We start from the raw sequence: 12,997 nt of genomic DNA on the forward strand, positions 1-12,997 counted from the left end.
GTATGAAGTATTTGCTGGATATCAAGCCGGATTATTTTGAGCCAATAATATGCAAAAATTACGGTTCAATAAATAATGTATGGTGTGGGAAATCAATGAGGATTTTATGTTTTTGAATAAAATTGTTAGCAATTACGCCTTCTACATCCATATGCTTAAAATCGCCATCAACCACTACAGCATTAATCGCTAATTTATTCTCGGCTCCATTGATCATTATTTGAATTGCATCGTAATTTTTATCGTCTATTTTATTCATCACTGTTTTGCATGAAATTTCAGAATATTTTGATTTTAATCTTTTTTCCAGAATAAGGATAAGGTGGATCCTGTATCAATATTCATCTTGTGCTTCACATTTCCATTTTTTATTTAGATAGTTATTCCTTCTCCATCAAAACAACTAAAGGTAATGATATCCATCGATTTAAATCGGTTCTAAATTGATTCACATCTTCAGCAACTGATTCATGAGTCTGTTGAAAACAGGCTGGATTTTTTAAATTTTATATTTAGCATTTGGCTGGAATTATTTGATTGAAACTTAAGTTCAGACTCTGAGTATTTTTTATTTACTGAAAAATTAAATTCTGGTCGATGTTATCGAGGAATAACGTCCTTGTCACTTGCAGATAGATAAAGCTTAAATAATTAAAAAGATAGAACAGCAGCTCAATTCATATAGCCAAAATGAATAATCTTATTTAAAGCGTATTTTAGCTCATCTAAATATTCAACAGAAACTCTAAATAGATTTAAATCTACTTAAAAAGAATAATTATCCATGTAAAGAAAATAATCGATTGAGCAACAAATTGAGCGGCACTGCCCATGTCTTTGGCATTCTTGGAAAGAGGATGGCGTTCTAAAGAAACGCGATCAACCACAGCTTCTAATGCTGAATTAAATAATTCAACAATGATGGCAAGTAAACAGACACCGATCATCAAAGCTTGTTCAACTGAAGAAACATCAATAAAAAAAGTGATTGGAATTAGAATCAAATTAATCCAGACAATTTGTCGAAAAGCAGCTTCATTTTGATAGGCTGCTTTAAAACCTGCCAAAGAATAACCCGTTGCATTAAGAATGCGTTTAAACCCTGTGGTACCTTTAAATGGAGAATAATTACTCATAAAACCAAACTGCTATATTTTTGAACAAGTGTATTATTTTAAACTTAAATGGGGATTAAATTTAAGCGAAAACGCTCCATTTAGAAAAAAATAAAGCAAACGATCTACACGATTGCTTTATTTTATCGATATTTTAAAGCGTTATTTTACAGGTGGGTTGTTTTTCCAATAAGCATCTAAAGCTTTGCGTCCTAGACCAGGATCATCTGTAAACAGTCCATCGACACCTGCTTTAAAATACATCTCATACTCTTTGTTGGCACCCGTTTCACAACGTCTCGCAGCATCTTGTTCAGCTGTACTACATTTTAAATTAGCTGCCAAAAAATTGTTTTCAGGTCGGAAAGTATAAGGGTGCACTTTTAAATTGACAGCATGTGCATCTGCAACAAAAGAAGACGGGGCAGTATAGCTTTCATTAAAGATATAAGGTTTCCATGGACCTACGCCATCAGCATAGGTTGCAACTGTTTTTAAACCTTGTGCTGTTGCCATATCACCATAAGTTGTTTTAATACCTTGCACAACGTAATCTGCTGGGCTTGCTTTTTTGTCATCATAGAGTTGAATAATTTTGGCATTCTTTAAACTTTTATGAAGTGTAAGCTGTTCTTTGAAATATTTTAAATTATTGACTTCGAAAGACTGTAGATAAATAGGTGCGATTTCGCGCGTGTATTGATACTTTGCCAAAGTTTTAAGCAAAGGATCTTCCATGCCTAACCTCAACGATTGAAAATATGTGGGATGCTTGGTTTCAATGTATAAGCCAATAATTTTTCCAGTTTTTTTATAATTTTGTTCTGCCAGTTCGATAATCTGTTCAAGGGTGGGGATATTGAATTGATCATTATACTGCGTGTTGTTTGGGCGTAATGCAGGAATTCGTTCGCGTGCCTTAATCAACTTGAGTTCGTTCGAAGTGAAATCTTCAGTAAACCAACCTGTTAAAGATATCCCATCGATGATTTTGGTTGTCTTACGGTCTGTAAATTGAGAAAGGGTACCCACATTGGTGGTGCCACCAATTTCATTTTCATGACGTGCGACCAAAACACCGTCTTTGGTAGAGACCAGATCCGGTTCAATAAAATCAGCGCCATCATCTATGGCTTTTTGATAGCTTTCCAGTGTATGTTCTGGACGCAAAGCACTGGCTCCGCGATGCCCAACAATAATAATCTTGGGTTCTTTATATTCAGGCGTTGTCACGATATTTATTTTATCATCATTACATGCAGTTAAAAATAATACGCTAGTGCTGATGAGCCATACTTTTTTATTCATATTTCACTCAAATTATTGTGTTGAAATCAATGCTAGTCTATGCGGTTAAATTGACATTGTGATGACATCACAAGATGAATGAGCGACTTATTTATCAGGATGAATTGTATAAGATTCAGTAATCTCCACAGTTTCTCCATATTCAGCTTGATCATTCGGATTTCTGTTATTTTTTCTTGAGTTTTCGATCCAAGTCACAGAATATCAACATAAGCGGAATTTAATGGTTAACTCAACATTAATCTCAATCATTTGACACAGAAGCAAATCTGATGCTCTCTAAATTTTTTATTCAACGTCCTATTTTTGCCTGTGTCCTTGCGATTATCGTTATGGCTTTAGGTATTTTTTCGGTCGTCAATTTACCGATTGAACGCTATCCGGATATTGCTCCGCCGCGCATTACAATTTCCACTACATATACTGGTGCAGATGCTGAGACTGTTGAAGAAAGTGTTACTCAGGTTTTAGAGCAACAGATTAAAGGTATTGATCACCTTCTATATTTCAGCTCAAGCAGTGACTCATCTGGACGTGCACGAATCAGTATTAGCTTTGAAAATGGTACTGATCCGGACACTGCTCAGGTTCAAGTACAAAACAGTATCAACGGGGTACTCAACAGATTGCCAGATGATGTGCAACGTCAAGGCGTAACAGTGAACAAATCACTGGGCGATACATTCATGGTGGTAGGTTTGTATGATGAAACAGGTAAAAGTAACAATATTGAGCTTGGAGATTATCTCTCTGCACATATAGAGCAGGAATTATCTCGAATCGAAGGCGTTGGCGAGGTGGATGTATTTGGTTCGCAATACGCAATGCGAATCTGGTTGAACCCGAATCTATTACGTCAATATCAGTTGATGCCAAGTGATATTCGTAGTGCTATTGAAGTGCAAAATACTCAAGTTGCTGCTGGTGGTGTTGGCGATTTACCCGTAGCTTCTGATCAATATTTAAATGCAAAAGTGACGGCAGGCTCACGCTTAAGAACGGTTGACGAATTTAAAAATATTATTGTTAAATCCAATACAGATGGAAGTTATGTATATTTAAAAGATGTCGCACGCGTTGAATTGGGCGCAGAAAATTATCAGTCTTTTAATACCATCAACGGTTATCCATCATCGGGGATGGGGATCTCTTTATCTTCGGGTGCCAATGCCTTGGCTACATCAGCATTGATTAAAGCCGAATTAGCCAAGATTTCTGAAAAACTTCCACAAGGCTACAAGATTGTTTATCCACGAGACAACACGCCGTTCGTTCAAGAATCGATAAAAGAAGTGGTTAAAACATTGTTTGAAGCGATCGTTTTGGTTGTTTTGGTGATGTTTATTTTTCTACAAAGTTGGCGTGCGACACTTATTCCAACCATCACTGTACCGATCGTTATTTTAGGGACGTTTGCGGTACTGTTTGCACTGGGGATGAGTATCAATACACTTACCTTGTTTGCCTTGGTTTTGGCTATTGGGTTGTTGGTGGATGATGCAATTGTTGTTGTTGAGAATGTTGAGCGCTTGATGCATGAACAGGGCTTGACTGCAAAGCAAGCCTCTATTGAATCGATGCAAGAAATGACAGGTGCTTTGATTGGGATCACAGTCGTATTGACTGCTGTATTTATTCCAATGGCATTTTTTACTGGGTCTACTGGTGTAATTTACCGTCAGTTTTCTATCACCTTGGTTTCAGCAATGGCATTGTCATTGTTGGTTGCGCTGATCCTTACACCCGCATTATGTGCAATTATCCTAAAACCTAATCCCCAACCTATGCGTTGGGCGACTTGGTTTAATCGCCAACTCGATCATCTCAAGCAGCGTTATACTCAACTGATTCAGAAAACCTTGAATTTTAAATGGGTGATTTTGACATTGTTTTTTGGCTTGACTGTGGTTTTTGCACTTTTCTATCGTGCTTTACCCACCAGTTTTATTCCAAGCGAAGATCAGGGAATGCTCAGTGTACAGTTCCGTTTAGCAGATGGCGCACCTATGTCAAGTAGTCAGGTGGTTGGCGAAAGTATACGCAAATATTTTTTGGAAAAAGAAAAGCAGAATGTCGATATTGTACTGATTCGTTATGGTCGTAACTTCTCTGGTACTGGACAAAATCTTGGCACAGGTTTCATTGCGCTCAAACATTGGGATAATCGTTCCGGTTCGGAAAATTCTGCACAAGCCATTCGTGAGCGTGCCGTAAAGTATTTTAACAAGAACCCAAATGCTCGCATTACCGTAAGTTTACCAGCTTCTGTGAATGGTTTGGGAGACAGTGATAGCTTAGAGTTTTGGATTCAGGATGTGAATGGTCAAGGGCGTAAATATCTTGAGCAACAATTTGGTATTTTACAAAACCAGGCCAAACAATTTCTAACCTTTGAAAATTTAGATAAGAAGTCCAATCCTGACAAATCTAAATTAAAAATTCATATTGATCAAAAACTGGCATTGGCAAATGGTTTAAGTCAAACAGCAATTAATAGCACCTTGTCTGCGGCATGGGGTGGTTCTTATGTAAATGATTTTATTGATCGTGGGCGTATTAAACGTGTCATGATGCAGGGTGATGCTGAGTTCCGCTCCAAACCGGAAGACTTAGAGGTGTGGAGCGTTCGTAATGCACAGAACCAAATGATTCCATTCAGTAATTTCTCGACCATTGCTTGGGAAGGAGGGCCTGATGTCGTCAACCGTTTCCAGGGGTATACCGCCTTGCAAATGGAAGCCAATACTGCGGCTCATACCAGTTCTGGTCAGGCAATGAGTGATATTCAGAAGTTGATTGGTCAGCAACAGGGGATTGATGTTGCCTGGAGTGGATTATCCTTTGAAGAACAGAAATCTAGCAGTCAAGCATGGTTACTGTATTTAGTCTCTATTGGATTCATTTTTCTATGTTTGGCTGCATTATATGAAAGCTGGTCGATCCCCACAGCTGTGATTGCTGCAATTCCTCTAGGCATTGGAGGAAATATTCTGTTTAGTCAATTCGCAGGATTTCCCAATGATATTTATTTTCAAATTGCTTTGCTGACGACTATTGGTTTGTCGTGCAAGAATGCCATTCTCATTGTCGAATTTGCAGCTTTGGCACAAGAAAAAGGGAAAACAGCGATTGCAGCTGCACTGGAAGGTGCCGGATTGCGCTTACGTCCAATTTTGATGACCTCATTGGCATTCGGTGCTGGGGTCATTCCTTTGGTACTTGCTTTTGGTGCAGGTGCTGCAAGTCGCCAAGAAATTGGTGTAAGTGTATTGGGCGGGGTGATTTTTGGAACCATTTTGGTGTTGCTGTTTATCCCATTCATGTATGTGCTGATCCGAACGATTTTTAAACCCAAAGTGACTTCTGAATGATTCAAGGTATCGGCTTTTAAATTTTCACAGCCTTTGATGATGTGATGCTGTAAGGCATTGTTGTGTGGAAAGTGTACAGGTGATTTGAACCTTGCCTGCATACCCACTCAAATTTAGCTGACGGGCTGTATTCAGAAGCTATTCTTCTGGATTGAACCCCTCATTTTAACAACAAAAAAGCGCTTTATTTTCCTAGCATTACAGTCCAGTATTTGTGCCAAAGCGTGATCAACTTTGGACTTTCTTATGCAGTTTTCTTTAGAATTAATTTCAAAAATAGAAAAAGCCATTCAAAACCACCAATTTGAATTGATAGAACAATATTTTGATCAAATTAATGATGCTGATATAGCAAAGCTGTTGGGTGATCTGTCATTAAGTGAACAGGTGACCTTGGTTGAGCATCTGCCCAATGCTGCCTATATTCTTGAGTTCCTCTCATTAGACCAACAGCTTAAAATCGCAGAGCATTTGCCAAAGCAGAACCTGATTCAAGTTCTTTCGCAGATGCATTCAGATGACCAGACAGATTTATTTAAATATTTGCCGTATTCATTACAACAGTCTATCTATACTGAACTTAGTCCTGAAATCCAACAGCAAATTCAACATTTAGCCAAATATCCAGAAGAATCTGCTGGGGCAATCATGAGTTCAGACTATGTGGCAGTGCCACCAGATCTGAATATTACCCAAGCGATTGAACACATCAGAAAAAGTGCTAAAAATCGTGAAACAGTTTATCTCATCTATGTTGTAGATCCGCATAATAGATTATTGGGTGTCGCTTCTTTACGTGAAATGATTTTGGCTGATCCCCATCAAAATATGACTGAAGTGATGCGTACTGATTTAATTGTAGGAGATGTCAACGAAGATCAGGAAAGTATTGCGGAAAAATTACATTATTACGATTTTATTGCCCTCCCTATTGTAGATCAGCAACAACGTTTAGTGGGGATTGTGACCTATGATGATGCAATGGATATTGCGACTGAAGAGGCGACAGAAGACTTTTTAAAATCCAGTGCAGTCACGTCTTCGCCCAAAATGAGCATTAAAACGGCGCCCATTCATTATCTGTATAAGAAACGTGTATTCTGGTTGGTCATCTTGGTATTTGGCAGCTTATTGTCAGGTTTTGGTATCGCGCATTTTGAAGACATCATTGCTAAGAATATTGTATTGGTGTTCTTTTTGCCTTTGCTTGTGGGAAGTGGAGGGAATGCTGGCTCTCAATCTGCAACTTTGATGGTACGTGCTTTGGCAACTGGGGATGTCCATTTAAAAGATTGGCTATATCTGATTGGACGGGAGAGTTTGGTTGGCTTATGTCTTGGTGGGACGATGGCAATAGCAGTTTCCATACTCGGCTATTTTAGAGGTGATGCAATGGTTGCTTTGGTCCTCGCACTCAGTATGATGGGCATTGTATTGATGGGCTGTCTTATTGGTATGAGCCTACCGTTCATCTTGAACCGTTTAAGGCTAGATCCAGCAAGTGCATCGGCCCCATTGGTGACGTCAATCTGTGATGCAACCGGTGTAATTGTTTATCTGTGTATCGCCTCGATTATTTTATAAGTGCTGTGTGATCAACTTAATGGGCAATATCTTTTCGGAGTTCTCGGCTGCTGGGGATATCTGTATAGCGAAATACCTGATAACCCGCCTGTATCAGCATGGCATCTCGTTGTGCATCGATATGTTCTTTACCGATATGACTGGGATCATCGAGTTCAATAATTGCAATCACTTCGAGTTGTGGACTGAGCAGAACAAAGTCAGTGACTTTACGATTGAACTTGGAACGTAACTTGAATTGATCAGAGTCAATTAAGGCACTGAAAGCAACTTGTGCCAGCACGTGGTGTTGAGGAAAAGTCTCATTCAAGCGGAAAAACATTTTCTGTTCAAATGGTGTAATTACACGTTTTGCATAGTAATGTTGGCGTTGAAATAGATAACGGCCAAAACATGCAATCAGCAAAGCGATTGTTGCGATACAGCCGATAAATAAAAATAAAGCCTGATGGGAATTCAGCGACATAAATAAAACAGTATCTGATAGGCAAGAAAAAACCCACTCATAATTGAGTGGGTTTTCAGAATTTGGCTCTCCAACCTGGGCTCGAACCAGGGACCTGCGGATTAACAGTCCGTCGCTCTACCGACTGAGCTATTGGAGAATCTGGAACGCATTTTAGGGAGGAAATGCTGATGGGTCAAGGAAAAATTGTTAAATTCACCATAAAAAAGTATTGTTTGCTAAATAATTGATCATTTTGAATAAAAATAAAGAAATTCATAGATTTGTTTAAAAGGAGTATTCGGCTTCACCAGAGTCAGTGTTTAACTTAAACCTTAGATCAACTCAATCATCATTCAAATGACCTAGCTCTACTGGCAATCTATTCAGCCAGTACTGATTTTCATTTAATTGATTGTACGGTTTGTCTTTGCAATACTGTTAAATTTTAACCATAAAAAAGCCCACTTCATCATGAGTGGGCTTTTTAGAATCTGGCTCTTCCACCTGGGCTCGAACCAGGGACCTGCGGATTAACAGTCCGTCGCTCTACCGACTGAGCTATGGAAGAATAGATGGCTCTCCAACCTGGGCTCGAACCAGGGACCTGCGGATTAACAGTCCGTCGCTCTACCGACTGAGCTATTGGAGAATCTGATGCGCATTTTATGGATGAAAGCCAAAGTGGTCAAGTGAAATTATGCCAAAAATACCCTAAATGTTTTTTTATTGTCCGAATTTAAATAATTTGTATATATATTGATTATTTTTAAAGTTTTCTAAATCTTTTTCAGAAATTAACCCTTCATATGCTTGGGGACAGCGTTGTAGCTGTAGAATACTTTCAATCCGCTTGGAAGCTTTCTTTCGGACTAAAGCACTAAAAATAATCGCAATTTCTAGGATTTGGGTACTTCTGAAAAGCAAGTTGGAAGATATGAATAAGTTTTTGACAGGATAGGGCTTTTTTCTAAAAACATGTTGCTGCATGATTTGATTGCACATGGTTAATTCAATTTCGTAACACATTCCATAGGAAAAACCACGATGTTCTTGCTGTCTTTTACGCAGGCTCAATGTGGAAATTTTTTCATAATCTACTTTGATGTTGATTGCAGCCATTTGAATTTGGCAAAAATCGCTGTGAAAACATAGCTGCGGACGTCCATATTTAATCAGTAGATAGATTGAAATCAGTTCGAATAACAAAATAAACAGCCAAAACAACAGTACGAAAATAAAAGTAAAGGTGATGTAGTCTGAAGCTGCGATATAAAGATAGCAAGGAATCTGTAGCGCAGTCAGAATGACAAAGCCCGCAATGATTTTTATTGGATCTGCTTTTATTGTATATGTAGTATCAATCATGAAATGATAAAAATAGAATGACATAAAAAAGCCATTCTAATCAGAATGGCTCTTTGACAAAATAAAATTATTCAATCTTATTTTTCAACACCCGCAGCTTGACCTGCATATTTAGCGTTTGCATAGTCCCAGTTCACTAAGCTTTCTAGGAAAGTTGAAATGTATTTTGGGCGAGCATTACGGAAGTCGATGTAATAAGCGTGTTCCCAAACATCGATTGTTAATACCGCAACTTTGCCATGAGCAAGTGGAGTATCTGCATTTGAAGTTTTAAGAATAGAAAGCTCACCGTTTACTTTGTCAGCAACAAGCCATGCCCAGCCTGAACCGAATTGAGTTGTTGCAGCAGCAGCAAACTCTTCAGCAAATTTTTCGTAAGAACCGAAAGCTTCATCAATTTTAGCTGCCAAAGCACCTGTTGCTTTACCGCCACCGTTTTTAGCCATACAGTTCCAGTAGAAAGTATGATTCCAAACTTGAGCAGCGTTGTTGAATACACCTGCCTTAGATGCATCGCCAGCAACAGCAACAATGATCTCTTCTAAAGTTTTACCTTCAAGATCAGTACCCTTGATTAAGTTGTTTAAGTTTACAACATAGGTATTGTGGTGCTTATCGTGATGGTATTCTAAAGTTTCTTTGCTGATGTGTGGCGCAAGATCTTCGTAGCCGTATGGTAGAGCAGGTAAAGTAATGGTTGTCATGTTTTAAATTCCTTGCATTGAGCTGGGTTTTAACATTTAAGTGGCTTTATTGTAATAGATTCTTCGCGCAATAGGGCATGATGTTAAATAACAATACACAATTTATTTCGATTTAATACGTATATAGACAATCAAGAAATCCAGTGAAGATTTTCTTGAAAAAGTATCAAGTCATTTTTAAAGATAATGAGCTGATACTTTTATCGAGATTAAATCGGATTATTCAACTCATGGTATTCAGACTCAATCTTGAACTGTGCCGCAATTGCTTTGGCTAATTCTTGTACGCCATAGCGTTCAGTAGCATGATGACCGCAGGCATAATAGTGCACATTTAGTTCTTTGGCTTCATAAAAAGTACGTTCGCTGACTTCCCCTGAAATATAGGCGTCACAGTCCATCGCTGCTGCTTTAACAATATAATCCTGTGCTCCACCTGTACAGAAGCCTACTTTTTGAATCCGTGATTTTTCTGCATTCAAATGAATGGTCTCGAAACCTAATTTTTCAGTCAGCAATTGTTTAAAATCTTCAGGAGAAAGAGCTTTTTTTAAATAACCGATATTGCCAATCGGATGACGTTCATAAGGATCCAAAGCTTCAATATTTTCCAAGTCCAATATTTGAGCAATCATGGCATTATTACCGAGTGTTGGATGCGAGTCTAAGGGCAAATGATAGCCGACAAGAGAAATGTCATTTTGAATTAAACGCTTGATGCGTTTACCACGCATTCCCGTAATTGGGTAAGGCTCGCCTTTCCAGAAATATCCATGATGGACCAATAACAGGTCTGCTTTTTTTTCAATGGCTGCATCAATCGCATCTTGTGAAGCTGTCACTGCACAAAGAATTTTCTTTACTTCAGATTTTCCTTCAATTTGTAACCCGTTAGGCGAATAGTCTTTAAATTCATGTGATTTTAAGGTTTGATCACACCACAGAATAATATCTTTAAGTAAAGCCATGAATCACCTTTTATGAAATTACATTAATTGGAGGATATCAAAACACATTTTAAACTGTAACTAAAGCTGAACAAAACTCTTTGTATTTTTTATGTTTCTTTATTGAATTGCTTTACAATATACAAATTGCTTTTGCATCAACGAATTAAAAAATTCTTAGAGGAATAAAAACGTGCGGCGTTCATTTACTTGGCTCCCTTGGGTTTTACTAATACTGGTAATTATTTGTTTTGTCGTATGGCAGAAACTTCAGCAACCCAAAGCACCGATTGCAGCAGATGGTGTAAAAATGCCAGCGGAGAAAGTAGAGCCGTTGGTCAATACCTCTAGAACAGGTGGGGTGGTTTCGTACAGCGCGGCTGTCAAAGTTGCAGCGCCTGCTGTGGTCAATATTTTTACTACTCAAAAAGTAAAACAAAATCATCCATTGCTTAATGATCCTGCATTTCGAGAGTTTTTTGGTAATCAGATTCCTGAACAGAATCAAAACCAGAATGAAAATAGCTTGGGCTCTGGGGTGATCGTCCGCCCAGATGGATATATTCTGACCAACAACCATGTTATTGCACAGGCTGATCAAATTGTGGTTGCCCTGCAAGACGGACGCCGTGCAGAAGCAACTGTAATAGGAACTGACCCAGATACAGATTTGGCCGTCATCAAAATTGGTTTAAAAGATTTACCCGTCTTGCCGTTTAAATTGAGTGGCAATGAAGTGGGTGATGTGGTCTTGGCAATCGGTAATCCATTTGGAGTAGGGCAAACTGTAACTCAAGGGATTATCTCTGCAACAGGACGTTCTGATCTCGGGATCAATACTTATGAAGATTTTATTCAAACAGATGCAGCGATTAATCCAGGTAATTCTGGAGGGGCATTGATTGATGTTGCTGGGAATTTGATTGGGGTCAATACTGCAATTTTCTCACAGTCAGGTGGGTCTTTAGGAATCGGTTTCGCAATCCCTGCAAAAATTTGCCAGCAAATACTCAATTCGATTTTAAAAGATGGTCGAGTAATTCGTGGCTGGATGGGCATCAGTTTAGTTCCACCAACCCAAGAAGACGTGTTGCAACCTCGTCAGCCTGGTGTTGTTGTGGCAGATGTATTGAAAAGAGGTCCTGCGGCAGAAGCAGGAATCAAAGTTGGTGACCGTATTGTTAAAGTCAACAATGAAGATATTACCTCAACTTCGCATTTGATTAATTATGTTGCGTTGCAAGCGCCAAATACTGAGATTCAGGTTGAAGTTGTACGTGGTGACCAAAAAGTGAATTTAACTGTTAAAGTGGGAGAACGAAAAGTCCTGAATAATGACTCCCAATTTATTCCGCTACCAAAACGTTAATCTTATGTATGGAAGCCCTGATATTTCAGGGCTTTTTTATATTTTCAATAGCATCTAAACAGAGCAAGAGCAACAGAAATGATCTTCATCATTTATTTAAAATCTCTGGCCTGTCTCCTCCCAGTTAAGTTTTTACCAAAATTTCCATTTGGGCTTATGCGGCCAATCGGCACAAGGGTTTGGGAATAAAGTATAAACTTTGACCAATTCATCTTCTGTGATTTTACCGTCTTTATTTTCGTCTAGATATTTAAATAATTTAAGATTTTTATCTTTACCTTGAAACTGTCGGTCATCTGGCCAAGGGTATGGCGCAAAGTCTGTAACCTTTAAAAATTCATTCAGTTCAAAAGCATTATTTTTATTTAAATCATAAGTTTTATAAAATCCCTCCCAATCCATGGAAGCAGGTTCACAGCCGAAGCTTGAAGCGCTCAATGTACTGAGACTGATGAGTGTCGCATAGATTATCTTATTCACTGTTCTACTCTATTTGCAGGGATATTTAAAACATAAATATATCATTCAACGTCTAAAAGCAATTTAGGGGGCTGCGGGCATTTCATAAATGGTTTGCTGTGTCAGTGGCTTGGGGCAGCTTCGTGGTTCCCTTGTGAAACAGTGTTTCTCATCATTTAGAATGACTAAATTTGGTATTTGAGCCTAGAATCGCCTAAAAAACACATGGTTGCAAACCTAGGCGAATTGTTCAAAGCCTTTAATTATCCCGATCTTTCGATATGAAAGGGATAACATAGATCACTGCATCATGGGTTTGGATGGCTT

General features: G+C 38.5%; 11 protein-coding genes and 3 tRNA genes. 3 read left to right on the forward strand and 11 right to left on the reverse strand.

The window, feature by feature from the left end; translation table 11 throughout:
• Positions 1-58 precede the first annotated feature (58 nt).
• The 3 genes from IMO47_RS05570 to IMO47_RS05580 all read right to left on the reverse strand — a co-directional run bounded on the left by IMO47_RS05570 (position 59) and on the right by IMO47_RS05580 (position 2,423).
• Positions 59-259, reverse strand: coding sequence for a hypothetical protein (locus tag IMO47_RS05570; protein ID WP_196077376.1), 201 nt, complete (start codon positions 257-259; stop codon positions 59-61).
• 502 nt (positions 260-761) lie between these two features.
• Positions 762-1,136 (reverse strand): diacylglycerol kinase, encoded by a 375-nt coding sequence (locus IMO47_RS05575; protein WP_196077375.1) that lies wholly within the window; start codon positions 1,134-1,136, stop codon positions 762-764.
• Positions 1,137-1,277: 141 nt separating this feature from the next.
• Positions 1,278-2,423, reverse strand: coding sequence for a glycerophosphodiester phosphodiesterase (locus IMO47_RS05580; protein WP_196077374.1), 1,146 nt, complete (start codon positions 2,421-2,423; stop codon positions 1,278-1,280).
• A gap of 272 nt (positions 2,424-2,695) precedes the next feature.
• On the opposite strand from IMO47_RS05580, the gene IMO47_RS05585 reads away from it, so the two are divergent.
• Both IMO47_RS05585 and mgtE read left to right on the forward strand, forming a co-directional pair.
• Positions 2,696-5,794, forward strand: a complete 3,099-nt coding sequence (locus IMO47_RS05585) for a multidrug efflux RND transporter permease subunit (RefSeq protein WP_196077373.1) — start codon at positions 2,696-2,698, stop codon at positions 5,792-5,794.
• A 246-nt stretch (positions 5,795-6,040) separates the two neighbouring features.
• Positions 6,041-7,378 (forward strand): magnesium transporter, encoded by a 1,338-nt coding sequence (gene mgtE, locus IMO47_RS05590; RefSeq protein WP_196077372.1) that lies wholly within the window; start codon positions 6,041-6,043, stop codon positions 7,376-7,378.
• A gap of 16 nt (positions 7,379-7,394) precedes the next feature.
• On the opposite strand, the gene IMO47_RS05595 is transcribed toward mgtE, so the two are convergent.
• The 7 genes from IMO47_RS05595 to IMO47_RS05625 form a co-directional block, all read right to left on the reverse strand.
• The gene (locus IMO47_RS05595) at positions 7,395-7,844 is read right to left on the reverse strand and encodes a DUF2726 domain-containing protein (RefSeq protein ID WP_196077371.1); all 450 of its coding nucleotides are present in this window, start codon (positions 7,842-7,844) and stop codon (positions 7,395-7,397) included.
• Positions 7,845-7,907: 63 nt separating this feature from the next.
• Positions 7,908-7,983 (reverse strand) — tRNA-Asn (locus IMO47_RS05600).
• Between the two features lie 335 nt (positions 7,984-8,318).
• A tRNA-Asn gene (locus IMO47_RS05605) sits at positions 8,319-8,394 on the reverse strand.
• Between the two features lie 5 nt (positions 8,395-8,399).
• Positions 8,400-8,475, reverse strand: a tRNA-Asn gene (locus IMO47_RS05610).
• A 74-nt stretch (positions 8,476-8,549) separates the two neighbouring features.
• On the reverse strand, positions 8,550-9,215 hold the full coding sequence (locus tag IMO47_RS05615) for a hypothetical protein (RefSeq protein WP_196077370.1): 666 nt from the start codon (positions 9,213-9,215) through the stop codon (positions 8,550-8,552).
• A 53-nt stretch (positions 9,216-9,268) separates the two neighbouring features.
• On the reverse strand, positions 9,269-9,895 hold the full coding sequence (locus IMO47_RS05620; protein WP_196077369.1) for a superoxide dismutase: 627 nt from the start codon (positions 9,893-9,895) through the stop codon (positions 9,269-9,271).
• A gap of 209 nt (positions 9,896-10,104) precedes the next feature.
• Positions 10,105-10,863: a Nif3-like dinuclear metal center hexameric protein gene (locus IMO47_RS05625; protein ID WP_196077368.1), complete on the reverse strand. Its 759-nt coding sequence runs from the start codon at positions 10,861-10,863 to the stop codon at positions 10,105-10,107.
• Positions 10,864-11,035: 172 nt separating this feature from the next.
• On the opposite strand from IMO47_RS05625, the gene IMO47_RS05630 reads away from it, so the two are divergent.
• A complete protein-coding gene (locus IMO47_RS05630; protein WP_196077367.1) occupies positions 11,036-12,211 on the forward strand; it encodes a trypsin-like peptidase domain-containing protein in 1,176 nt (391 codons plus the stop codon).
• Between the two features lie 132 nt (positions 12,212-12,343).
• On the opposite strand, the gene IMO47_RS05635 is transcribed toward IMO47_RS05630, so the two are convergent.
• Complete coding sequence (locus tag IMO47_RS05635) at positions 12,344-12,691, reverse strand: EF-hand domain-containing protein (protein ID WP_196077366.1); 348 nt, start codon at positions 12,689-12,691, stop codon at positions 12,344-12,346.
• Between the last annotated feature and the right edge of the window lie 306 nt (positions 12,692-12,997).

Source organism: Acinetobacter sp. Res13-Abat-PEC15-P4-01 (genome assembly GCF_015676285.1).
GTDB lineage: Bacteria > Pseudomonadota > Gammaproteobacteria > Pseudomonadales > Moraxellaceae > Acinetobacter > Acinetobacter nematophilus.

What these genes read in the sequence shown, in the direction of transcription:
- IMO47_RS05570 (WP_196077376.1), bottom strand. Translation starts at nt 259, where the DNA reads ATGAATAAAATAGACGATAAAAATTACGATGCAATTCAAATAATGATC.
- IMO47_RS05575 (WP_196077375.1), bottom strand. Translation starts at nt 1,136, where the DNA reads ATGAGTAATTATTCTCCATTTAAAGGTACCACAGGGTTTAAACGCATT.
- IMO47_RS05580 (WP_196077374.1), bottom strand. Translation starts at nt 2,423, where the DNA reads ATGAATAAAAAAGTATGGCTCATCAGCACTAGCGTATTATTTTTAACT.
- IMO47_RS05585 (WP_196077373.1), top strand. Translation starts at nt 2,696, where the DNA reads ATGCTCTCTAAATTTTTTATTCAACGTCCTATTTTTGCCTGTGTCCTT.
- mgtE (WP_196077372.1), top strand. Translation starts at nt 6,041, where the DNA reads ATGCAGTTTTCTTTAGAATTAATTTCAAAAATAGAAAAAGCCATTCAA.
- IMO47_RS05595 (WP_196077371.1), bottom strand. Translation starts at nt 7,844, where the DNA reads ATGTCGCTGAATTCCCATCAGGCTTTATTTTTATTTATCGGCTGTATC.
- IMO47_RS05615 (WP_196077370.1), bottom strand. Translation starts at nt 9,215, where the DNA reads ATGTCATTCTATTTTTATCATTTCATGATTGATACTACATATACAATA.
- IMO47_RS05620 (WP_196077369.1), bottom strand. Translation starts at nt 9,895, where the DNA reads ATGACAACCATTACTTTACCTGCTCTACCATACGGCTACGAAGATCTT.
- IMO47_RS05625 (WP_196077368.1), bottom strand. Translation starts at nt 10,863, where the DNA reads ATGGCTTTACTTAAAGATATTATTCTGTGGTGTGATCAAACCTTAAAA.